This window comes from Kordiimonas sediminis (assembly GCF_014656395.1).
Lineage (GTDB): Bacteria > Pseudomonadota > Alphaproteobacteria > Sphingomonadales > Kordiimonadaceae > Kordiimonas_A > Kordiimonas_A sediminis.
In genome coordinates this window covers 987336-1010798 of the sequence record NZ_BNCI01000001.1, presented here as the reverse complement: position 1 = coordinate 1010798, position 23463 = coordinate 987336, and the positions used below count along the sequence as shown (strand labels likewise).

23 protein-coding genes are annotated in these 23463 nt (G+C 50.5%); 18 read left to right on the top strand and 5 right to left on the bottom strand.

Features of this window, described 5'->3' with window-relative positions; translation table 11 throughout:
- The first annotated feature begins 235 nt into the window (after nt 1-235).
- From IE181_RS04560 to IE181_RS04525, 8 genes are all read left to right on the top strand, one after another.
- Nucleotides 236-1009, top strand: a complete 774-nt coding sequence (locus IE181_RS04560) for a DUF3450 domain-containing protein (RefSeq protein ID WP_191250354.1) — start codon at nt 236-238, stop codon at nt 1007-1009.
- 21 nt (nt 1010-1030) lie between these two features.
- Complete coding sequence (locus IE181_RS04555) at nt 1031-2377, top strand: MotA/TolQ/ExbB proton channel family protein (protein ID WP_191250353.1); 1347 nt, start codon at nt 1031-1033, stop codon at nt 2375-2377.
- Nucleotides 2377-2904: a MotA/TolQ/ExbB proton channel family protein gene (locus tag IE181_RS04550; protein ID WP_191250352.1), complete on the top strand. Its 528-nt coding sequence runs from the start codon at nt 2377-2379 to the stop codon at nt 2902-2904. Before IE181_RS04555 ends, IE181_RS04550 begins: the two co-directional genes overlap by 1 nt.
- Before the next feature lie 25 nt (nt 2905-2929).
- Nucleotides 2930-3346 (top strand): ExbD/TolR family protein, encoded by a 417-nt coding sequence (locus IE181_RS04545; protein WP_191250351.1) that lies wholly within the window; start codon nt 2930-2932, stop codon nt 3344-3346.
- A 108-nt stretch (nt 3347-3454) separates the two neighbouring features.
- A complete protein-coding gene (locus IE181_RS04540) occupies nt 3455-3853 on the top strand; it encodes an ExbD/TolR family protein (RefSeq protein WP_191250350.1) in 399 nt (132 codons plus the stop codon).
- The gene (locus tag IE181_RS04535) at nt 3853-4464 is read left to right on the top strand and encodes an energy transducer TonB (RefSeq protein WP_191250349.1); all 612 of its coding nucleotides are present in this window, start codon (nt 3853-3855) and stop codon (nt 4462-4464) included. The genes IE181_RS04540 and IE181_RS04535 overlap by 1 nt, the downstream gene beginning before the upstream one ends.
- 19 nt (nt 4465-4483) lie before the next feature.
- The gene (locus tag IE181_RS04530) at nt 4484-5860 is read left to right on the top strand and encodes an RNPP family C-terminal domain-containing protein (RefSeq protein WP_191250348.1); all 1377 of its coding nucleotides are present in this window, start codon (nt 4484-4486) and stop codon (nt 5858-5860) included.
- 624 nt (nt 5861-6484) lie between these two features.
- Complete coding sequence (locus IE181_RS04525) at nt 6485-7087, top strand: energy transducer TonB (protein ID WP_191250347.1); 603 nt, start codon at nt 6485-6487, stop codon at nt 7085-7087.
- 265 nt (nt 7088-7352) lie between these two features.
- Here the strand turns inward: IE181_RS04525 and IE181_RS04520 are convergent, their stop codons facing one another.
- The 3 genes from IE181_RS04520 to kynU all read right to left on the bottom strand — a co-directional run bounded on the left by IE181_RS04520 (nt 7353) and on the right by kynU (nt 11004).
- Nucleotides 7353-8015: a PEPxxWA-CTERM sorting domain-containing protein gene (locus tag IE181_RS04520; RefSeq protein ID WP_191250346.1), complete on the bottom strand. Its 663-nt coding sequence runs from the start codon at nt 8013-8015 to the stop codon at nt 7353-7355.
- Nucleotides 8016-8334: 319 nt separating this feature from the next.
- Nucleotides 8335-9636 carry a serine hydrolase domain-containing protein gene (locus tag IE181_RS04515; protein WP_191250345.1) on the bottom strand — a complete coding sequence of 434 codons (1302 nt, stop codon included), beginning with the start codon at nt 9634-9636 and terminating at the stop codon, nt 8335-8337.
- A gap of 126 nt (nt 9637-9762) precedes the next feature.
- On the bottom strand, nt 9763-11004 hold the full coding sequence (kynU, locus tag IE181_RS04510) for a kynureninase (RefSeq protein ID WP_191250344.1): 1242 nt from the start codon (nt 11002-11004) through the stop codon (nt 9763-9765).
- A gap of 243 nt (nt 11005-11247) precedes the next feature.
- Here kynU and IE181_RS04505 point away from each other — a divergent pair, with 243 nt between their 5' ends.
- From IE181_RS04505 to tusA, 5 genes are all read left to right on the top strand, one after another.
- On the top strand, nt 11248-11484 hold the full coding sequence (locus tag IE181_RS04505; protein WP_191250343.1) for a hypothetical protein: 237 nt from the start codon (nt 11248-11250) through the stop codon (nt 11482-11484).
- Nucleotides 11481-12848: an MFS transporter gene (locus IE181_RS04500; RefSeq protein WP_191250342.1), complete on the top strand. Its 1368-nt coding sequence runs from the start codon at nt 11481-11483 to the stop codon at nt 12846-12848. The genes IE181_RS04505 and IE181_RS04500 overlap by 4 nt, the downstream gene beginning before the upstream one ends.
- A gap of 304 nt (nt 12849-13152) precedes the next feature.
- Entirely contained in the window at nt 13153-13866 is a 714-nt protein-coding gene (locus IE181_RS04495; protein WP_191251558.1) for a Bax inhibitor-1/YccA family protein, read from the top strand.
- A gap of 299 nt (nt 13867-14165) precedes the next feature.
- A complete protein-coding gene (locus IE181_RS04490; protein ID WP_191250341.1) occupies nt 14166-14390 on the top strand; it encodes a hypothetical protein in 225 nt (74 codons plus the stop codon).
- 195 nt (nt 14391-14585) lie between these two features.
- Complete coding sequence (gene tusA / locus IE181_RS04485) at nt 14586-14837, top strand: sulfurtransferase TusA (RefSeq protein ID WP_191250340.1); 252 nt, start codon at nt 14586-14588, stop codon at nt 14835-14837.
- 49 nt (nt 14838-14886) lie between these two features.
- Here the strand turns inward: tusA and IE181_RS04480 are convergent, their stop codons facing one another.
- Both IE181_RS04480 and IE181_RS04475 read right to left on the bottom strand, forming a co-directional pair.
- The gene (locus tag IE181_RS04480) at nt 14887-15636 is read right to left on the bottom strand and encodes a TIGR02186 family protein (protein WP_191250339.1); all 750 of its coding nucleotides are present in this window, start codon (nt 15634-15636) and stop codon (nt 14887-14889) included.
- Entirely contained in the window at nt 15636-16583 is a 948-nt protein-coding gene (locus IE181_RS04475) for a sulfite exporter TauE/SafE family protein (RefSeq protein WP_191250338.1), read from the bottom strand. The genes IE181_RS04480 and IE181_RS04475 overlap by 1 nt, the downstream gene beginning before the upstream one ends.
- Nucleotides 16584-16937: 354 nt before the next feature.
- Here IE181_RS04475 and IE181_RS04470 point away from each other — a divergent pair, with 354 nt between their 5' ends.
- From IE181_RS04470 to IE181_RS04450, 5 genes are all read left to right on the top strand, one after another.
- Nucleotides 16938-17381 carry a MerR family transcriptional regulator gene (locus IE181_RS04470; RefSeq protein WP_191250337.1) on the top strand — a complete coding sequence of 148 codons (444 nt, stop codon included), beginning with the start codon at nt 16938-16940 and terminating at the stop codon, nt 17379-17381.
- Nucleotides 17382-17412: 31 nt separating this feature from the next.
- Nucleotides 17413-19209, top strand: a complete 1797-nt coding sequence (locus IE181_RS04465) for an acyl-CoA dehydrogenase C-terminal domain-containing protein (protein WP_191250336.1) — start codon at nt 17413-17415, stop codon at nt 19207-19209.
- Between the two features lie 45 nt (nt 19210-19254).
- Nucleotides 19255-20460, top strand: a complete 1206-nt coding sequence (locus IE181_RS04460; RefSeq protein WP_191250335.1) for an acetyl-CoA C-acetyltransferase — start codon at nt 19255-19257, stop codon at nt 20458-20460.
- A 21-nt stretch (nt 20461-20481) separates the two neighbouring features.
- Nucleotides 20482-22689 carry a 3-hydroxyacyl-CoA dehydrogenase NAD-binding domain-containing protein gene (locus IE181_RS04455; RefSeq protein WP_191250334.1) on the top strand — a complete coding sequence of 736 codons (2208 nt, stop codon included), beginning with the start codon at nt 20482-20484 and terminating at the stop codon, nt 22687-22689.
- Nucleotides 22690-22804: 115 nt separating this feature from the next.
- Complete coding sequence (locus tag IE181_RS04450) at nt 22805-23443, top strand: B3/B4 domain-containing protein (protein WP_191250333.1); 639 nt, start codon at nt 22805-22807, stop codon at nt 23441-23443.
- Nucleotides 23444-23463 lie beyond the last annotated feature (20 nt).

Here is a 23463-nt window from a genome sequence, read left to right as displayed (position 1 = left end):
GTATATCACCTGTGGTCTGCACGAACGGGGAACGGGAAGTTTTATTATTCTGGTATCGACACTGGGGTAATGTCATTTTTGACAGTCATAAACGCCACCCGTACATCGTTCGAGAGGGTAAAGGTACTCAGCCAGGCGCTGAACCTTTGCAGGGTTAACCAGCTGGTTGGCGGACCCGTCAGGATGGTCCTGACGATGAAACCACCGGCAGATTACAAGCCAAAATGGGCAGAAAATGGATAAGGCTAAAGTGAAACGGATTGCTGTCTCTACAATTGCCGCTGCTACGATCATGATCGGAGCTTCAGCTGCAAATGCACAGGACGCCCGCCTAAAGTCTATTGTAGACGAGGTGAATCGTTCCAACGAAATCGCGCAAGCATCGCAACAGAAAATCGATGGCATTGCCAATGAAACCTCTAAATTATTAGTTGAATACAAGGGTGTTTTGAAAACCAACGCCGGCCTTCGCGCATACAACGCTCAGCAGCGTCGTGTGATTTCCAGGCAGGAAGAGGAAATTGAGAAGATTAAAGTCTCAATCGGTCAGATCGACGAAATTAAGCGTCAGATTACTCCTTTGATGCTCGAAATGATCGACAATCTCGCAGAATTCATCAGTCAGGACATTCCGTTCCAGACTGAAGAGCGTGAAGATCGCATTGATTCACTGAAAGACGTTATGGACGATCCTAACGTAAGTGACCCTGAGCGTTTCCGTCTGGTTCTCGAAGCGTATAAAGCAGAAGTACAGTATGGTCGTACGATCAACGCATACGAAGCATCTCTTGAAGATGGTCGTTCTGTAAACTTCGTGCGTATGGGCCGTGTTGGTTTCTACTACCAGACTAAGGATGGTAACGAAACTGCTGCATGGAACACTGAAACCGGTGCTTGGGAGCGTCTTGGTCAGGAATATAATGCACCTGTTAAGCAGCTTCTGAAGATTGCTCGCCGTCAGGCTCAGCAGGACATCGTGGTCATTCCAATTGCGGCTCCAGCCGAATAAGAACGTAGGAGACATTTAACAATGAAAAAGCTTCTCACAGTAGCAGCTCTTGTTGTAGGTGCTTCTACCTTCGCAAGTGCACAGCAAGCAGACCTTGATACACTGCTTAACAAAGTTCGTCAGGGTAACGTAACCGAGACCCAGGAACACAAACAGCGCGAGCAGGAATTCCAGGCTCGTAAAGACCAGCAGCAGTCTCTGCTTGCTCAGGAACGTCGCGAACAGGCTCGTCTTGAGCGCGTTTCTGCTGAGCTTGAGACTACTCGTCGTGCAAACGAAGAAGAAATCACGCGTCAGCTCGAAGTACAGCGCAACCGTCTTGGTCAGCTGCAGGAACTCTTTGGTGTTCTTCAGCAGGCAGCTGGTGATGCACGTTCTGTAATTTCTTCATCACACGTTTCTATTGGTGACCCAAATCGCGGCGAAGGTATCAACGTTCTCGTTGCTAAATCTTCAAGCGACAGCGAACTGCCATCTATCGACGAAATTCGCGCATGGCCAACTGTTATGATCGAAGAAATGATCGGTTCCGGTGAAGTGAAAACTTTCCAGCAGGAAGTTCGCAGCACAGACGGTAACAGCCACACCATCAACCTGACTCGTATCGGTGACTTCGCAGTAATGGGCGAAGGCAAGTTCTACGTTCTGAAAAACGACGGTGCAGTTGAAGAAGTTGCGCGCCAGCCTGCTTCACGTTTCGTTGAAACTGTAAACGCTTTCCAGAATGGTTCTGGTCTGACTAGCGTTGCAATTGACCCAACTCGTGGTCAGCTTCTGAACCTCGAAGTTGAAAAGCCAACTATTCAAGAGCGTCTCGACCAGGGTGGTCCAATTGGTTACCTGACACTTGCTCTTGGTGCGATTGGTGTCCTGATGGCAGTTGTTCAGTTTGCTTACCTCGCTGCTGTTAAAGGCAAGGTTAAGAAGCAGATCCGCTCCGAGCAGGCTAACACTAACAACCCACTGGGTCGTGTTCTGGCTGTTTACGAGAACAACCGCAATGTTGACGTTGAAACTCTCGAACTGAAACTTGACGAAGCAATTCTGAAAGAAACGCCAGCACTTGAGCGCTTCCTGACACTGATCAAGCTGATCTCTGCGGTAGCACCTCTGTTCGGTCTTCTTGGTACAGTGACTGGTATGATCGAAACATTCCAGGCGATCACACTGTTCGGTACTGGTGACCCAACAATGATGGCAGGCGGTATTTCTGCAGCCCTGATGACTACGGTTGAAGGTCTTGTTGTAGCGATCCCAACTCTGCTTCTGCACAGCTTTGTTGCTGGCATGTCCAAGTCTGTGATCCACATTCTGGAAGAGCAGTCTGCAGGTATCATCGCAGTTCACGCTGAGAAAGAGAACGGCTAATGTTAGCACTCAATGAAGCATTAATCGCGATCCAGACGTTCATGGAAAGGGGCGGCGACGTCCTTTACATGATCCTCCTGGTCACGTTTATAATGTGGGTGCTTATCATTGAACGGCTTTGGTATTTTACGCTTGAATACAAAAAACAGCGCAACCGTGTAATTGATGCATGGGAAGCACGCGCTGAAAGGAAATCATGGTACGCACACAAAATTCGTACTGCCATGATTTCCGAGATCACTGACGGTCTCGAAGCAGGTGTTCCAACGATCAAAACTCTTGTGGCTCTATGCCCCCTGATTGGTCTGTTGGGTACTGTGACCGGCATGATTGAAGTGTTCGACGTGATGGGCTCTCAAGGCTCTTCCAACGCCCGTGCAATGGCAGCAGGTGTTTCCAAGGCAACCATCCCAACAATGGCTGGAATGGTTGCAGCCCTCTCAGGAATTTTCCTGAGCACCTACATTGAACGTCGTGCGAAGCGTGAGTCAGAACGTCTTGAAGACAGCCTGACCATGGATCACTAAGTCTAGACTTACGGAGTAGAAACCAATGAGAAAATTCTCAAAAGGTGAGGAAGAAGCAGAAGTAAACATGACCCCGATGCTCGACATCGTGTTCATCATGCTGATCTTCTTTATCGTCACCGCTTCCTTCGTTCGTGAGTCAGGCATTGATGTAAACAAGCCAGAGGACCAAAATGGTCCTCCTCCACCACCACCTGAAGATGACAAGCGCGCAATCGCGTTTGTTATTGATGACAGCAACCGTATTCGTCACGACTTCCGTACGATCGATATCAGCGCTGTTTCATCAATCATCAAGAAGGAAAGTGTGGAGCGTCCGGAAGCACCGGTTGTCATCCAGACATCCGAAGCAGCCCACACTGGCTTGGCACTGCGTATTTACGACGAAGCACAAGCAATCGGGATCCCGCGCGATAAGATCGTGTGGACGCCTAGAAAGTAAAAGGGGTGGCGGGGGAACCTGACCCCCGCCCTTAAAACGGGCTTTCGATAGCCCTGGGCAAGAGAGAATAGCCCCTTGTGAACCTCAAGGGGTATTTGGAGAAAGTACATGCGTAATCACGCACAACAAGAAGAAGATGCTGATATCAACATGACGCCGATGCTCGACATCGTGTTTATCATGTTGATCTTCTTTATCGTTACTGCGGTCTTCGTCAAGGAAGCTGGTGTTACCGTCTCCAAACCTGAGGCAGAAACGGCGCTGGCACAGCGGCAGGTATCTATCCTGATTGCTGTACAGCCCAATGACGAAATCTGGATTAACCGGAATGAAGTTGAACTGTCAGAACTTCGGACGACCGTAGAAAAACTGCACGCAGAAAACCCGAAAGGGTCAGTTGCGATACAGGCGGACGTTGAGTCCAAATCAGGTTTGGTACTTAAAGTGTATGACGCCATCAGAAATGCTGGTGTTGAAAAAATCGCCTTTGCTACGGAGAATAAGTAATGACTCGTTTTATTGCAGCAATAGCAGCCGCAGCTGGCGTAACATTCGGTTTGTTCATGGTCATGCAACAACTGGTGACTTTCGAGGACGTAAGCCTCGCAGAGCCTAAACAGTTTAGATTTGTTGACGTGGTCCAGGACATTCAGGATCAACCGCCACAGCGTATGGAGCGTAAGGTAGAGAAGCCACCGGAAGTGGAAGCTCCTCCGCCAGAACTTGATACACCTGACGTGGAAATCGCCGACCCTAACGCCATGAACCTTAGCGTATCACGTGCCAACGTGAACTCTGGTGTCGATATGGGTGGTATTGATCTGGGCCCAAGCCAGGATGGTGACTATCTGCCGCTGGTTCGTGTTCAGCCACAGTACCCAAGACGGGCACAGGAGCGCGGTGTAGAAGGCTATGTAATCGTTGAACTGACAGTGAATGAAGATGGCACAGTACCACCTGAGTCTATCATCATTATCGAAGCCGAGCCTAAAGGCTACTTCGAGCGCGCAGCAAGAAAAGCGGCTGAGAAGTTCAAGTACAAACCAAAAGTTATCAACGGTAAAGGTGTCCCTGTGACAGGCGTGAAATATCGCTTTACCTTTGACCTGGCTGACTAAGGGGGCAGGAGAAAGTAGCATGAAAATGAAACTCATAAATAACCTGCCAATGGCCGTAGCTGCTTTTGCGATTGCAGCTGCTGCCCTGCCTGAGGCAACACCATTCTTCGGTTCTGAAGCTGCATTTGCGCAGAGCTCTGAAGATGCCAAGCCAAAGCGGAATACACGTAAAGTTCCCGCGATGAGCCAAGGTGTGCATAAGAAGATTCAGGTTGCTCAGGAAGCGCTTGAAGCAAAGAATTATGCAGAAGCAAAAGAAGGCCTTGATGACGTTCTAAGCTCTACCAAGATCAACGACTATGAACGTGCTGTCGCATGGCAGATCAAGGCGATGCTTGCCTACGAGCAGGATGACCCTAATGGCACGATTACCGCTTACGAAAAGATTCTGACCTTCTCTGAATCAATTCCAGAGGCACTCGAACTGCAGATCATCTTTGGTCTGGCCCAGCTGTATTTCACCACTGAAAACTACGATAAGGCTCTCGACTATGTTAACCAGTGGGAGCCACGTGCTGAAATCGTTGGCATCACGCAGTTGATGTTCATTGGTCAGCTTCATTATGTCCGCAGTGACTTCCGTAAAGCACTTGACTATGTCTACCGTGCGATCAGCGATGCTGAATCAGTGGATACAATTGAAGTCAAGGAAAGCTGGTACCAGCTTGCCATGTCTTCACACTGGGAACTGAATGAATTTGACAAAGTTCGTGATGTTCTCGAAGTCCTTCTGATCAACTGGCCAAAGCCACTTTACTGGACACAGCTTGCTGGTGTTTACGGTGAACTGGGACAGGAACAGACGTCTTTCTCTATCACGGAAGCAGCTTACAAACAGGGCTTCCTCGACGATAAAGAAATTCAGCTGGTAAACCTTGCTCAAATCTTGATTGCCCGTCAGGCACCTATCAAAGCGACTTGGGTACTTGAGAAAGCTTTCAAGGAAGAGCGCGTTGAGAAGTCTGCCAAGAACTATAAAACTCTTGGCCAGGCTTACATGATGGCTAACGAGTATGAACGCGCTGTTGATCCGCTGAAAAAAGCTGCGGCTGGTGACCAGGACGGCGATCTTTGGTTCCAGATTGCTCAGGTTAACATGCAGCTTGATCGTCATGCCGATGCTATCGCAGCTTTTGAGAGATCTATTGAGCTTCTCAGTAAAGAGCTGACTGGCAATAAGGAAAAAGACGAGAAAACAAAGGAAAAGATCTTCAATTCCTATATGCAGATTGGTACTGCGCACACAGAAATGAAGAACTTTGACGATGCTAAAAAAGCATTTGCAAGTGCTCGTAAAAGTGCGACCTCTGACCGTGAGCGCCGTGCGATCACACAGTGGACGAACTATATGAAAGCTGAAAAAGCCCGTGAGGATATGCTCACTGGTGATGACTAGGCATCTAGCTAGTTTTTAGTTTCTAATCGACAAAAGGGTGGCATCAGTGCCGCCCTTTTTCATGTCGGAAGGTAACAAGTCCGCACCGAATACTATCATCAGAAGACAGTCCGCATGGATTATTCTGTGCTACGACGATACAGCGGTCGTGTGATGCACATCTGACACGGTATGTGACACAAGATTCGTAAGTTGAAACTAGCCTCCTGCGTGGTTTAAAGCGTGCTAGAAAACGTGTGCTACGATTTAATACCGCCTACAGGTCTTCGCCATACCTCATGCCTTGACGGTCCTTAAAATCAGATCAATCACCTTGTTAATATCCACGTCAGTGCCAGAGACGCCACTTTTCATGCACCCGCCAGACGCTCTAAGTGGAATGACTGCCTGAGATACATGCTGCCGCCCCCTTCCCGCGCCGGGCAAGTAACCATTGGTCTGTCTTCACGGTGTGATCGCATTACCCTGACAAGACACGGTGTGTCCGGATGGTCATCCATTCCAGAACGTTTGTTTTATCCCCTCCTCTCAAGCAATTATCCATGTCGCAGTTTAATATTTCTTTTTTGTTATGTTATTTCATAAATTGTGTTACTCTATAACCTCATAGAGGAGGAGGAAGGAATGAAATATCTGAAAATTAGTTCTGTACCCGTCGCCGCAACAGCAGCAACTTTTGGCTTAGCGTATGTAATGCAAGGCATGGTAGCTGCAGATGAGCTTGAGCTTCAAGAAGCAGAGCTTTTTGTATTCGAGAATGTGTTTTATGAAGAACCGCCAGTTAAACCACGAAAGATTGACAGAGTAATAAAACCCGCACCACCCGAGCCACGACCAAAAGTACCAGATGTTAATGATCCCGTCATACCTGACGGCATCCCAGACTATACCCCGACCCCAGCGCCAAAGGCACCAAGACACAATGATGATGTCTTTAATCCAGCTTCCATGGACGGAGAGATGGTCCCACTGGTTCGCGTGAACCCAACTTATCCGGTAAGTGCACGTGACAGAGGCATTGAGGGATGGGCCGTGGCCGAGTTTGACGTTACCGAGCACGGCATGGTCGATAATGTCAGGATCATTGAAAGCGAACCCGGTACTGTATTTGACAGAGCAACGCTGAAGGCCGTTGCGAAGTTCCGGTATAAACCTCGTGTCGTAGACGGCACTGCCTACGGCGTGAAAGATGTCAGATTTCGTATGGTTTACACCCTGAATGATTAATCATACGTACTAATCAGCTTCCCAGCTGCCCAGGGGTCATATGTAGCATTTGATAGTGCGAGAGTTTCCGCATTCATCGGGTTATGTATGGCCCCACCCACAACATCACACGGCAATAATAATGCAAGTGATGAGCATGGGTATCTAAGCTACGATACCGTACCCACAGGTCACAGCATAATCCTCAAAACAAAAAAGGCCGCACAAACTGTGCAGCCTTTCCGATATCTGTGCGCAACAGGTACGTTACGCGCCCTATATATCCTTAGGACAGAGCCAGCTTACGACGGCGGCGTGTAGCCATGCCAATCATGCCGAAGCCCATGATCATCATCAACCATGTTGCAGGCTCAGGGATCGCAGACGTAAAGGTCGCACGAATAACCATGTCGTCATAATCATCGTCATTATTTGCGCCGTTATCGTCGAAGGCAAAATACACTTCATTCACTTCGTATGCACCAGATGTTGCATTGTAATTTGACGAATCGAAGAAAACACCAAACTGTGCATTACCAGTACCTACCGGGCCAGCGCCCTGGTCGTTCTGGAACCACCAAGCAGACGCTTCACCGCCGCCGACAGTTACATTCTGTGTACCAAGGAACAGGCCTGGCAGATTAAGGCCAGTTGTACCGCCAGTTTCCTGGTAAGTAGATGTACCAGTTACACCAAAAGAGTTATTCCAGCCGCTTTCAGCGCCTACAAACTCAAAAGTCAGTGTACCGTCCATAGTGAAATCAAATGATGCACCACCGAAGAACAGGTCAACGCCCTGCGCCGCAAAGTCACCTTTGAAATTGTTCCAAGTGAAATAATTGATATCAGTCTGGGTTTCAGACGGATTTATTTCCGTAATTGTGATTGCAGCATTTGACGGCATCGCAAAGCCAAGCGCCAATACAGCAGTCGCTAATAATTTTTTCATCCTAACCTCCTCAGGTCAATTGTAGCAATTAGGCCTGAACACCAATCACTGAGGGAACTCCCTCGAGCAATCTTTATAATTTGCCTTGGCTGGCATGTGTTTTTGGTCTCTTAAGCCTGCCAGCTCTGTATTCTTAACCAAGATACCGGGCGGCATTTTGGGTGTCACGAAAATTTCCCTAAAATTCTATTTATTTTTTGTTAACCATTTATCTTATTGTTTTATATAGCTTTTCTTATTTTTCGTCAATTTATGCGTTAACCTACTTATGTTTCAAATTGAAACAAAAAGCCCATTTCCAGCTGTTCCGTCATTCGAATCATTGGCCAGCGCTGTCATCCCGAAGAGGATAAATCAGACGTTGAAGCTCTTCTCTAAAGGGGAAAACCTGTGATGGCAGCACGTTGGTCATAAAAAGGGCGATCAGCTGCTCTTTGGGGTCGACCCAAAACACAGTGTTCGCCATGCCGCCCCAGGCAAACATACCATTTGATCCGCGACTGCTACCTTCCGGACTATTCTGCAAAACAGAAAAATTAAGCCCGAACCCCAGCTTATCCTGACCTGCTATTCCCTTGATATGAGCAGGCAAATGATTTTGCACCATCAGATCAATCGTCTCTGGCTTTAGAACTGTAGCAGTCCCAAGCGTACCCTTGTTCAACAGCATCTGGGAAAACTTCCAGTAATCGCGCGTCGTGGACACAAGTCCGCCACCCCCGGACTTGAATGCAAAATTCCGGGTAAAGTCCGGCCCGTCCGCAGGGATTAACGCCCCCGCGTCATCATAGGTATATATCTCTACAAACCGGTCCGTTTTCTCCTCTGGGACATAAAAGCCGGTATCCTTCATCCCCAGGGGCTTGAATATCTTTTCCTCAAAATACTGATCGAGCGTCATGCCCGAGAAGAGCTCCACCAGATACCCCTGTACATCAACAGAAACAGAATAGATCCATTTCTCCCCCGGTTGTGCCAGCAGCGGAATGGCGGCAACCCTGTCTACAAATTGCTGGAGGTTTATATCCTCGGTCAGGACTTCTGCCTTGCGGTATGCCTGATCAACCGGCGTATTACCAAAGGCGCCGTAAGTCATACCGGATGTATGGCGCATCAAATCAAGGATGGTCATCGGACGTGCCTGCGGCTCTGTCTGCATCGTCCCGTCCTCAGCTAGCCCTGTGAAAACCGGTGTGTCTTTAAAGGCTGGTATATATTTATAGACAGGGTCATCCAGTTTAAAATGCCCCTGCTCCCATAACTGCATCAGGGCAACACCTGTGACCGGTTTCGTCATCGAATAGATCCGGAATATGGTATCTAACTGCATGGCGTCGCCAGTTTCCAGATTCTGCTTACCGTATGTGTCGAAATGGACGATCTGTCCATCCTTGGAAATCAACGTGGTCAAACCTGCCAACTTTCCGGAATCCACATATCCCTGAAAATGGGTACGAACAGCATCCAGTTTATGGGGCGGAAACCCAACCGATGCAGCCGGTGTCACGGCATCTTCTGCCGCCATGGCAGGTGTATGAATGGCTGCAACTGACGCGCTCAAGATCGCCAGCGCTGCTATGCTGAATGTTCTGAATAGTTTGCAAAATTTCTGGTCATGCATGTTCGGTCTCCCCTTCATAAAAACCATAAAGGAGAAATGACCGAATGCTCAACAGCTAAAAAGAAGGCCCTGCCAACTACAGGCAGGGCCATTCAGCGTCTTCACACCTTTCTGGGCCGCGGTACTTTATGTAACCGCGTCACGGGCATGGTAGATTTCTTTCTGCCATTCACCGCTTTCCATAATATCCGCCAAACGGTCAACCGCGTCCCAGACGTCCACATACCGCACATAAAGCGGTGCAAAACCAAACCGCATATTTTGCGGGGCGCGGAAGTCACCGATCACATCCTTTGCGATCAAGGCCTTCACAATGGCGTAGCCATCGGAATGATTGAAGGAAACCTGACTACCCCGCTTGACCGCATCACGCGGTGTATTCAACTCAAACCCCCAAGCTCCGCAGCGGGATTCCACCAGCTCGATGAACATGTCACACAGCTTTACAGACTTTTGGCGGACCTGCGCCATATCAACATCCAGAAAAAGCGACAGACCACAATCCACCATCGCCAGACTTAAAATCGGCTGCGTACCACTGGCCATCTGACTGATGCCCTCGCCCGCACGGTATCTGGTCTCGAACTCAAAAGGAGCTTTATGCCCCCACCACCCTGACAAAGGTTGTTGTGCTTTATTCTGGTGCCGTTCAGCGACAAAGATAAATGCAGGCGCACCCGGCCCGCCATTCAGATACTTATAACTACAGCCAACAGCCAGATCTGCCCCGGCCGCATTCAGGTCAACGGGCACGGCACCGGCACTGTGACACAGATCAAAGGCGGCAAGCGCTCCCACCGCATGGGCTTTATCGGCAATTGCTTTCATATCAAGCAACCGTCCGGTTTTATAATTCACCTCGGTTACCATCACAACGGCAACATCATCCGTCAGGGCATCAAGAATGTCATCCCCGGCTACCAGCTTCAGGTCATACTCATCCCCTAGCTGACCAAGCAGCCCTTCCGCCATATAGACATCGGTTGGAAAATTATCATTCTCCATCAAGATGGTTTTCCGATCCGGATTCAGTCCCAGAGCAAGGGAAAGAACTTTGTAAATATTGATACCTGTAGAATCTGTGACAATCATCTCGCCAGGGTTTGCCCCCAACAGCCGACCGAGCTTGTCACCCAGCTTATATGGCAGTTCAAACCAGCCAGCCGTGTTCCAGCTTTTGATCAGATCCTGCCCCCACTGCCGCTTCACCAGATCAGCTGCCAGATCCGCTGCCGCTTTTGGCTGCGGGCCCAGAGAATTACCATCAAGGTAAATCAGGCCGTCTGGTAACGCGAATGCATCCCGATAGGTTTTTAGCGGGTCCACTGCATCCATTTTCAAACAGTCATCACGGGTTAGGATAGTCATAATATACTCTGTCCCTTTATTGTTTCAGCCCAACTGGCAGGCATGATCTCTCACTTGACTTCGCTTTATCATGTCTTGCGGATATGACCAACATTCTATCATCCCGCCAGCCCGTCTGTTCAAATCAAAAGCATCCAATCTGATTATTAATGCACCGTACGCACATCGTCCCCTTGAAAATATCGCCATCCGCAGTGTAGAAGTAGCATCAAGATAGGCCCATGAGATGGTAAGTCACACTGTATGGATTTTAACATAACTGCACCGACAGTGGGGTCATCCCCCGCGCTGAGTACGCTAACGCCGGACAATCGGCGGGTTCAGGTAGATGCCCGAATGGTAACCCAGACCATGCAACCACTGACCAACATGTGGTGGACTGCAGGCTTTGTTAAAACCGCCCTGCATGACATGCATGCCAACTATGCAGATAGCATCCGTCCTGCTTCCTGTCTGTCTTTTGTGAAAGCAGTTTCATGACACCACTACCCTCTGCAACAGAATCGCCAAACATGATAGATCAGGACCCTGAAAGCGGCGCTGGCAAAGGTTCTGGCAACGACTCTGGCAAAGACTCTGGCCAAAACTCAAAACGGTCGCTCATTCTGATTTTCCTAATAGTCTTGGTTGATCTGATTGGCTTTGGGATCATGATCCCCGTTCTACCAACCTATGCCCGTAATCTGGGCGGCGGGGCTGAAATCGGTACGCTAACCATTTCGCTATATGCCATTGGCATGCTGATTTCGACCCCGATACTGGGACGTATCAGCGACGAATACGGCAGACGGCCTGTTTTGATGCTGTCCATGGCGGGGGCGATTGGCGGCTATATCCTTCTGGCCTTCTCGACCAGCATCTGGATGGTAGCCCTGTCCCGTCTAATCAGCGGCATCATGGCCGGGAATATCGCCGCAGCCCAGGCCTATATCACCGACATAACCACCCCTGAGAATCGTGCACGCGGCATGGGTATGCTGGGGGCCGCATTTGGGCTTGGCTTTATCGTTGGACCCCTGATCGGCGCAACACTCGGCGGTGATAGTTTCAACACTATCAGCATGACCAACATTGCGCTGACATCGGCTGTTCTGTCCGGTCTGTCTTTTCTTAGTATTCTGTTTTTATTGCCGGAAAGTCTCACTAGCGAGCAAAAGCAGGCAGCCCGTCAGGAAGACCGTATCAGTCGGCTGGAAGCCGTGCGCATACTGTCACGCCGTCCGATCATCCTGACGCTGGTTTTCGGTGGTTTGCTGTACGGCATCTCCGCAGGGTTGATCGAAACCATTCTACCTATCTGGGCCGAGGCAGTCGATGTAGCCGCAGGGCCGAAAGACCTGCGTCTGTTGTTGGTTGCCGCAGGCATGTCACTGGTGATTGTACAGGGCGGCCTTATCGGGCCACTGACCCGCCGTTTTGGGGAGGCAACCCTGTTGCGGGCAGGATCGTTTATCTTTTTTATTGCGATGTTCCTTCTTGTGTACGCAGGGACTAGTAGCAACTTTTACGGTGTTGTTGCTGCAATGTGTGTGCAGTCTGCCAGTGCCGCGTTAATCCTGACATCGTCACAAAGTCTCGTTTCCATGCGGGCAGATGCATCCCAGCGCGGTCTTGTAATGGGCCTATTTGGATCTGCCAGCATGCTGGGGCGTGCCACCGGTGCTGCCTTGACCGGGCTTGCATTTTCGCAGATTTCTGTCCACGCACCCTACTACGGCGGTGCCCTGCTCATGGTCGCCCTATTCCTGTTGATCAGCCGTGTGATCAAACAGCTGAACAGTATGCATCCGGGGCAAGACCTCAGCGAGCAGAACGCAGAAGCAAATAGTAGCCCCAACCAGTAATACACCAGACAGGCGGTATAACCGTCAGCAGATAACCTACGCAGCACTACTGTCTTGTATCCGTTGTACAGCCAGACTGCCTTCGGACCCAAGCGGACGATGCCACCGGCGAGCTGTGCCCCAAATCCGTACCTGATACTTCCGATTTTCCTTGGCACCACAATCATATAGTGGCAAAGTACGGACCGGGAATACGGGTGAGACCACTGATGCAATAATCGTGAGCATCCTTGTAATTCAGTTGGCCAACACCATATTAGCCGGTGAGCCAAACAACCCTTTTATGAATGAGGTAAAAAGCGAAATGGTACAAAGATACGATACAGCATATGGCCAGACAGGCGCACAAACCAAGGAGTTTGATGCCGGACTGCGGTCTTACATGCTGAAGGTTTATAATTATATGGCGTCCGGCGTCCTGCTTACGGGCATCATTGCGATGTTTGTTGGCAACAGTCCAGCCATGTTGAACGCGATCTTTGGTGGCCCACAAGCATATCTCGTAATGTTTGCACCACTGGCGTTTGTAATGGTTATGAGCTTCGGTGTTAACAAATTGTCTGCGGGCGCGCTACAGATGATTTTCTGGGCTTTTGCTGCAGTCATGGGTCTGTCCCTGTCTACAATTTTCATCCAGTTCACAGGCGAAAGCATCGCACGGACATTCTTTATCACAGCAGCCTCTTTTGGTGCGCTTAGCCTGTATGGCTACACAACAAAAAGAAGCCTGTCAGGCCTTGGTACTTTCCTCTTTATGGGATTGATCGGCCTGATCATTGCCAGCATCGTGAATATCTTTCTGGCGTCCAGCATGCTGCAGTTTATCGTGTCTGTCGCAGGCGTATTGATCTTCGCTGGTCTGACTGCTTACGATACACAGCGCATCAAGCAGGACTATTTCCACATGTCCTCTGGCGAGATGGTTGCCAAGGGTGCGATTATGGGTGCGGTAAGCCTGTATCTGGACTTTATCAACCTGTTTATGTTCCTGCTGCAGTTCCTGGGCAACCGCGAATAGACAGCAGAAACAAACTAATCCAGCTTACTTTAAAGTAAGACAGAAGGGCCCGGTAGCGATACCGGGTCTTTTTGTGCCTCCTTGCTAACGTGTTAATTTTGCCTGCCTAAGTCCAGAGACCATTTCCACCGTCAAGCCGGCAAGCCATGCCGCCCCTCTATATCTTGCCCGGCAGTTATAGCCTGCCAGCTTAAAACATGTTGCACCACTTCCTTCCAACCCCTTGCCTGACAAGCACTTTATAAGTGGCATACCCTTTGCAATCTCTCTGGAAACAGTTTTAATTCAGGAGATACACCATGCAACAACCACTAGATTTTGATCCCCATTACTATTTTGGTATCGTCGCAGAAAATCTTCTGAAAAACCTTGGCCCAAAAGCCCTTGAATACGCTGATGAAGCGCTCAAAAAAATGCGCGCTCTGGGCGATGACGAAGGCTTTGACATGTGGGTCGGCATTTCCGAGCATTTGAACGCACAGGCACGTCAGGCATCAATCCCGATGCAGGCTGTCGTTCACTAAGGCTTCAAGCGGGAAAATCATTCAGCACTCTATACCCTTTTCCCGCTTAGACAGAGACACTTGTCTCGGTCACAGACCCACCCTTCTTTACCCGGAAGGGTGGGTTCTTCTTATCTTCGCACTTGCATTAATCTGTTAACCGGCTATTCAGATGTCGCTTTTATGATGGTATCAGTAAGTGCAAGGATATTTCCCATGTTGAAAGACACTTTTACAGATACGCTCGATACCCGCGGTCATCTGTGTCCAATGCCGGTTTTGAAAGCCAGAAAAAAGCTGGAGAGCATGCAGGCGGGAGACATTTTGCAGGTTGCTGCAACAGACCCTGCCACCGTCCGTGATATACCGTCCTTCTGTGGTCTGGCCCATCATACGCTTGTTTATGCCTATGAAGAGGGGCAAACCTTCTATTTCCTGATTAAAAAGGGGCAGGACGCCTCTGATTGATGCCAGTAAGGAACACCGTATGCCTAAGGGATATTCACACGGGCATTCTTTATTTCTTGCCAACAACCCCAACAATCCAGCCAACGCCCAGCGCGATTAATACCGCCGTCAAACCGTACAAAAACGGATAGGCATGGGCGAAGGTATAGGCGGCACGTTCGAACCCTTCTTTGTCCACAACAAGTTCAACACGATTTTTTGCCAGCACTTGCCCTTCCTGGAAAATGAAGGCATCCACCAAAAAGGACCCTACTGGCACATTGGCCGGCAGCCTGACATCTGTCCGGAACAGTTCTTCGCCGCGCATGGCCACCATGTCTTTTTCCTGACGGTACAGGCCAGCCTTCTCACGGATGCGGTACAGTGCCTCGCGAAATGAAGGAATACTACCCTTCAGCCCTTCATCTGCGACAACATCAAGCGTAAGATTATCAAACCCGATCCCTTGTTCGGCCAGTATTTCACTGGCTGCAATATCATTGACGGGCCGCGATGCTGCCACCGCATAATATCCCGGCGCTTCGGGAAAGGTTACTTGTTCATCATTAATCCAGATGCCGTTTATACGTGCTTTCTGGCGAACAACTGCGGCGGTGTTCGGCCCCCGAACCACAACAACAACATCAAAATCACCCTCTATATCGCCGTCAAAGTGGCCAACCGCCCCGAACAAGATCAGCTCCGCGCCTTTGAAACTGTAGCGAATTTCGATTTTGTGGCTGGAAAGGTCAGTTTCCAGCGCGGTGACAGAGGATGCAAACGCAAACCAAAGAACCACCAATTGTAATAGATGCCGCATCACGGTGCTGCCTCCACGATTGGTGTCTTAACGTCATACACAGAATATAATTCCTCTGGTTCGGCAACCAGTTCGTATCCCATCCGGAAACAAACCACCAACACCAGCCCGGCAAGAAGCGCCCGCAACATCTCGCCTTTCATTTTAAGGCCAATCCGTGCACCAATCTGCGCACCGGCAACACCCCCAATCAACAGGAGAATCGCCAGAAAAATATCCACGGTCTGCGTATTGACGGAATGGAAGATCGTTGTCAGGGCTGTGACAAATATAATCTGAAACAGGGATGTCCCGATCACAACATTGGTTGGCATACCCAGGAGATATATCATCGCCGGAACCATCACAAACCCCCCGCCAACGCCCATGATCGCAGCAAGAACACCAACAAACATCCCAATCGCAAGCGGCAACAGTACCGAGATATAAAGCCGCGATTTACGGAACCGCATTTTAAAGGGCAGTGCGTGTATCCAGGCCTTATGGCGATCTTCACGCGGGATCGGCGGCGGTACATAGCCGCGATGCGTCCGCCAGATTGCGCGCACGCTTTCCCAGAACATCAAGCCACCAACGGACCCCAAAAACAGAACATAAGCAAGGCTGATCATCAAATCCACCTGCCCCAAAGACCGCAAAAATGTAAAAAGCTGCGCCCCGAAATAGGAACCAACCGCACCGCCAGCAATCAGCACCAGCCCCATTTTCACATCCACACCCTGCCGGCGCCAATGCGCAAGAGCACCCGTAACCGAAGCCGCTGTGATCTGATTGGACTGGGTCGCCACCGCAACCGTTGGCGGGACACCTACAAATATAAGTAAGGGGGTCATCAAAAAGCCGCCGCCTACCCCAAACATGCCGGACAAAAAGCCCACAATCCATCCCATGCCGATCACAAGGAAGACATTCATGGACAGTTCAGCGATGGGTAAATAAAGCGGCATACTTCGCAAATTCTAAATCAGAAACCGATACCAACACATATTATAGCACTCTGGTAAACAAGATATCACCAGAATGCAATTCCATCCGGGTTTTCTATGGGTAATTCCCGTATCTGGCAAGCTTGCCCGCACCAAACTACACTCAGAACAGGAAACAGGGGCGTATCGGCTCGATTTTGGCGCACGCCGTCTGTTTCATCCCCGACTGATTCGCAGCCTACACACCAGCCGCATTTCAAAAACATATTTTCGCCCGTCCAGAAATTGAAGCAGAATCAGGCAGTTCTAAAATCCTTCAAATTCGTATTGACGTTTACGTTAACGTCAACTACCTTTTTGCCAAGTGGGAATATTATGAACGAAGACTTTAAAGACACATACAGCATCAAGGACCTGGCGACCGAATTCAATGTCACGGCGCGTACGCTTAGACACTATGAAGAGCAAGGTTTGCTTGCCCCTGCCCGGTCTGGTCAGACGCGTGTTTACAGCCAGGCAGACCGGATCAGGCTTGCCTGGATACTGCGGGGACGCCGTGTTGGGTTTTCGCTCAACGAAATCAGCGAGATGCTCGCCCTTTATTCCCTGGGTGATGGCCGCGCAACCCAGCGACAGGTTACACTGGAAAAATGTCGCCAGCGTATTGATGACCTGAAAGCACAGCGCGACGATATCAATTCCACGATCGCGGACCTGGAAGAGTTTTGCGATACGATTGAAATATTGGTTCCCTGCCAGAAAACCGGAAAACTGGTCAGCCCCGAAACCGGGAAGCCACCAGTTATTAAAACCCCCTAACTGCAATTTCAGCTAAGAGAGTGAGATAATCATGCCTACTTACCGCGCCCCGATCAAAGACCAGCAGTTTATTCTGAATGAAGTGCTGAATATCAGTAACTATAGCCATCTTCACGGCTATGCAGAAGCGACACCTGATCTGGTTAGTGCGATTCTGGAAGAAGCCTCCAAGCTGGTTGAAAATGAACTGCAGCCGCTGAACCTGTCTGGTGATCATGAAGGCTGCACCCGCCATGATGACGGCACTGTCACAACACCAAAAGGGTTCAAGGAAGCATACAATAAATTCGTCGAGGGCGGCTGGTCAGGGCTGACTGCAGATCCTGAATACGGCGGTCAGGGCATGCCACACCTTCTCGGCCTATGCCTGGAGGAGCTTCTGGTGTCTTCCAACATGGCATTTGCAATGTATCCTGGCCTGAGCCTGGGCGCTATGGCGGCCATCAGCATTGACGGGTCTGAAGAGCAGAAGCAAACCTACCTGCCGCGCATGGTAGAAGGCGCATGGACAGGTACCATGAATCTGACAGAACCACACTGCGGTACGGACCTTGGCATGCTGCGTACGAAAGCAGAGCCAAACGACGATGGCAGCTACAGCATTACGGGGACAAAGATCTTCATCTCTGCGGGCGATCACGACCTGTCTGAGAACATCATTCACCTGGTTCTGGCACGCCTGCCGGATGCGCCCAAGGGTGTTAAGGGGATTTCCCTCTTTATCGTGCCGAAAATCAACCTGAATGACGACGGCAGCCTTGGCGATAAAAACAATGTTTCGTGCGGCTCCATCGAGGAAAAAATGGGCATTCACGGTAATGCCACATGCGTCATGAACTATGACGGCGCTAAAGGTTTCCTGATCGGGGAAGCACACAAAGGCCTGAAATCCATGTTCATCATGATGAATGCTGCCCGTCTGGGTGTTGGTATTCAGGGTCTTGGCTTGTCTGAGGTTAGCTACCAGAATGCTGTCGACTATGCCAATGACCGTATTCAGGGCCGGGCTCTTTCCGGGCCGAAAGCACCAGAAAAAGCCGCCGATCCGATCATTGTTCACGCCGATGTACGCCGGATGTTGCTGAATTGTCGGTCTTTCAACGAATCCGCCCGGGCACTTGCCATGTGGGCCGGTCTGTTGATTGATATCTCCCGCGATGAAAGTGTCAGCGACGAAGAACGCCAGTGGTCAGACGATATTGTCGGTCTACTGACGCCAATCATCAAGGGTGTATATACTGACCGCGGTCTTGAAAACACCGTCAACGCCCAGCAGGTATTCGGTGGCCACGGCTATGTCAGCGAGTGGGGGATGGAGCAATTTGTCCGCGATGCCCGCATCACGCAGATTTATGAAGGCACAAACGGTATTCAGGCACTTGATCTGGTTGGCCGCAAGCTTGGCGGCAATGGTGGCCGCGCAACCCAGGCAATGCTGAAAATGCTGGGTGATTTCCTTGCAGAGCACAAAGACAACGAAAAGCTGGCTGACTTTACCGGCCCACTGGCGGACGGCGTGAAGGACCTGCAAAATGCTGTGATGTGGCTGATGCAGAATGGCATGGCAAACCCAGACAATGCCGGTGCTGGCGCTACAAGTTTCATGCACCTGATGGGCCATGTCCTGCTTGGATACATGTGGACACGGATTGCCGCAGTGGCGACAGACGCGCTGGCGAACGGTACCGACGATCCTGCCTTCTACGAAAACAAGCTGATTGTTGGCCGCTACTATATGAATCGCCGGATGCCTGAAATCAAAGCCCTGCTGGCTGAACTACAGGCCGGTGCAGACGATGTCATGGCGCTTGATGCTGCCAGTTTCTAAACAATTGTTTGACGCAATACGGATTTAACGAGAGGGAAAGACCAGATGACTGAAGCTTATATTTATGATGCTGTCAGGACACCGCGCGGCAAGGGCCGCAAGGATGGTTCGCTGCATGAAATCACACCTATCCAGCTTGCAACGCAGGTTCTGGAAGCCATCCGCGACAGAAACGACCTGGATACCTCCTATGTCGAAGATGTTGTACTTGGCTGTGTGTCGCCTGTGGGTGAACAGGGTGCCGACATCGCACGCGTTGCGGCGCTGAATGCTGACTATGCCGAGACAACTGCAGGCTTTCAGGTAAACCGTTTCTGTGCATCCGGGCTTGAGGCAACAAACATTGCCGCAGCAAAAGTCATGTCCGGTGAAGCCGATATGGCCATCGGGGGCGGCGTTGAAGCAATGAGCCGTGTCCCAATGGGAAGCGACGGTGGTGCATGGCCGGTTGATCCGGCTGTTGCCCATAAACTCTATTTCGCACCGCAGGGCATTTCTGCCGACCTGATCGCAACAAAATACGGCTACAGCCGAGATGATGTTGACAGTTACGCTGTGGAAAGCCAGAAGCGCGCTGCAAAATCATGGGAAGAAAACCGTTTTTCCAAATCAATCGTCCCGGTCAAGGACGTAGTTGGCATGACTGTGCTGGACCATGACGAGTTGATGCGTCCAGAAACCAGCATGCAGTCTCTTGGCAGCCTGAAACCATCCTTTGTTGATATGGGTGCACTTGGTTTTGATTCTGTTGCCATTCAAAAATACCCGGATATTGAGAAAATCATCCATGTCCACCATGCGGGCAACAGCTCGGGTATCGTTGACGGTGCGGCTGGCATTCTGATCGGTAACAAGGAAATTGGCGAAAAACTCGGCCTTAAACCACGTGCCCGGATCAAATCCATGGCATCTATTGGTTCAGAGCCAACAATCATGCTGACAGGCCCGTCCTTTGCCGCAGAAAAAGCCCTGAAAAAAGCAGGCATGGCTGCAAGCGATATCGACCTTTATGAACTGAATGAAGCCTTTGCATCCGTTGTGCTGCGCTTCATGGACGCCCTGAATGTTGACCATTCAAAAATGAACGTCTGCGGCGGCGCGATTGCTATGGGTCACCCACTGGGCGCAACCGGCGCAATGATTTTGGGTACTGTCCTTGACGAGCTGGAGCGCTCTGGCAAGGAAACGGCGCTGGCTACACTGTGTATCGGTGCTGGCATGGGAACCGCCACAATCATTGAACGCGTGTAACAGGATCAAGGGAACAAACTAATGACTGAGACTATTAAATATGAAGTAGACGCAGACGGCGTCGCCCTGCTGACTATTGATCTGCCTGGCGCGTCAATGAATGTCTTTAACGCCCAGCTTATCCAGGATCTGGAAACCTGTGTCGACAAAGTCCTGAACGATGATGCCGTCAAAGGGGCGGTCATCACGTCTGGCAAGCCGTCTTTCCTCGCGGGGGCAGACCTTTCCATGCTTGGCGGCGATGATCTCAAGGCAGACACACCTGAAGCTGCGTTTGAACAGGCTTTCAACCTGAACCGTATTTTGCGCAAAATCGAATCAGGCGGTAAAGATGTAAAAACTCTTGCGGTTGAAGGCACCAAACCTTTCGCGGCTGCTGTGAACGGCCTTGCGCTGGGCGGCGGTTTCGAGCTGGTGCTGGCATGTCATCACCGCGTCTGTGCTAATGACCCGAAACTGTCCCTTGGTTTCCCGGAAGTACAGGTCGGCCTGTTGCCCGGTGCCGGTGGTACGCAGCGCCTGCCGCGTCTGATCGGTATTCAGAATGCTGCGCAGCCCCTGATGACCGGCAAAAACTTTAACCCGATGACAGCACAGGGCTTTGGCATTGTGCAAGAAGTTGTTGACGCAGCAGATGTTGTTGCCAAAGCAAAAGACTATGTCGCAAAGACCTCCAGCGCGATTGCGCCGTGGGACAAAAAGGGCTTCAAATATCCGGGCGGTGCTGGCGCGATGGACCCACGTTCCGTGCAGGTCTTTATCGGCGGTAACGCGATGGCACAAAAACAGACGCAGCATAACTATCCTGCGGTCGAGGCCATTCTGTCTGCTGTCTATGAAGGCTCAATCGTACCGTTCGATACGGCACTGCGCATTGAAACCAAATATTTCATGAAGCTTCTGTCTGGTCCTGTGTCTAAAAACATGATCCGCACCCTGTTCCTGAACAAACAGGCTGTGGAAAAGGGATCACTGCGTCCTGCCGGTTTTGAGCGCAAGAAAGTGAAGCGCCTTGGTATGCTGGGTGCCGGCCTGATGGGGGCTGGGATTGCCTATGTTTCGGCCAAAGTTGGCATCGAAGTTGTTCTGTTTGATGTCTCCAAGGACAATGCAGAAAAAGGCAAGGACTACAGCCGTAATCTCGTTGAAAAAGGCGTTAGCCGCGGCAAGGTATCCAAGGAAAAGGGCGACGCTCTTTTGAACAATATCACAACCACAGACAGCTATGATGACCTTGCTGACTGCGACCTGATTATCGAAGCAGTCTTTGAAGACGCCGACGTGAAGAAAAGCGTCACACAGGCAACCGAGGCTGTGATCGGCAAGAATATTGTCTTTGGATCGAACACATCCACCATGCCAATCACCGGTCTGGCAGAGAATTTCTCCCGCCCGCACCAGTTCATCGGTATTCATTTCTTCTCGCCGGTAGACAAAATGCCGCTTGTTGAAATCATCATGGGTGAAAAGACGGACGACGAAACACTGGCGCTGGCGCTTGATTATGTCAGCCAGATCAAGAAAACACCGATGGTCGTCAATGACAGCCGGGGTTTCTTCACCAGCCGTACGTTCGGAACCTATGTGCAGGAAGGCTATTCCATGGTGCAGGAAGGCATCAAACCGGCGCTTATTGAAAATGCCGGCAAGATGGTTGGCATGCCTGTGGGACCGCTGGCTGTTGGTGACGAAGTTGCCATTGATCTGTCCTACAAGGTAGGCATGGCCACCCGCAAAGCCCTTGGCGATAAATATGTACCGTCCCCTGCTGATGGTTTTGTCGAGAAAATGATGGAACTGGAACGCTATGGCCGGAAGAACGGCAAAGGATGCTACGTCTATCCTGAAGACGGCAGCCGCAAATATCTGTGGCCAGATCTGACGGAACATTTCCCACTGGCCGACGATCAGCCGGATGTTGAGGAAGTGAAGGCACGTCTTCTCGTGCGTCAGGCGGTAGAAGCTGCACGCTGCTTTGAAGAAAAAGTACTGATTGATGCCTCATCAGGCGATGTTGGTGCGATCTTTGGCATTGGCTTCCCTCCGTACACTGGCGGTCCTTTCAGCTATATCGACACCGTTGGCGTGGCAGAGTTTGTCGCCGAAGCAGACCGTCTGGCTGCTGCTTACGGCCCACGCTTCACACCGCCACAATTGCTGCGTGATATGGCTGCAAACGGCGAGACTTTCTATTCGAAAGGTAACCCACAGGGTCGCAAAGCCGCATAAGACAGGCTTCTTGCAGAAATTAGAAAGGGTCGCCAATTTCACCGTTGGCGGCCCTTTTCTTTGCCCCAAAACCGCCTATAGTAGATAGACGTGTTTTTTAAGGAGTGGCCAGACCGTGACCATCACCATTGATCCCGTCTATACAGGGTTTGATATTCAACTTCATCTGGGTGCTCTGACCTTCGAAGTAGAGGTCGCCCCTTCACCTCAGGGGCTGATTACCACCATCGAGGAAGGCGCTTCCCTGCGCCGGGAAGATTTGCTCGGACAGGCAGCGTCCACCGACCCGATTATTACTCAGATCAGGGAAGCTTTTCGCGAAACCGGGAAAGATCCCTCCAGGTATCGTCCATCATCCGAATCCCTGACGCGCAGGGTCATTTCCGGCAAGGACCTTTATCTCGTCAATAATGTTGTAGACTGTGGGAACCTTGTCTCCCTGATGACCGGCATTCCTGTTGGTTGCTACAATGTTGATACGATTGCGGGGGATATTTGCCTTACGGTCGGCAATCGCGATCAAACCTATGAAGGCATTGGCCGGGGGCCGATCAACCTGACAGGGCTACCGATACTCTGCGATGACATTGGTCCGTTTGGCTCGCCATTCTCAGATAGCCTTCGAACGGCCGTAACACCAAAGACAACCAACCTTCTGTTCGTACTTTACGGCCTGAACATTGATGCCGCCTTTGTCGAATCTGCCGCCGAGATGGCGGACACTTTAATCACAACATTTTGTCAGCAGGACTAAGCGATGCGCCACAAGTATCA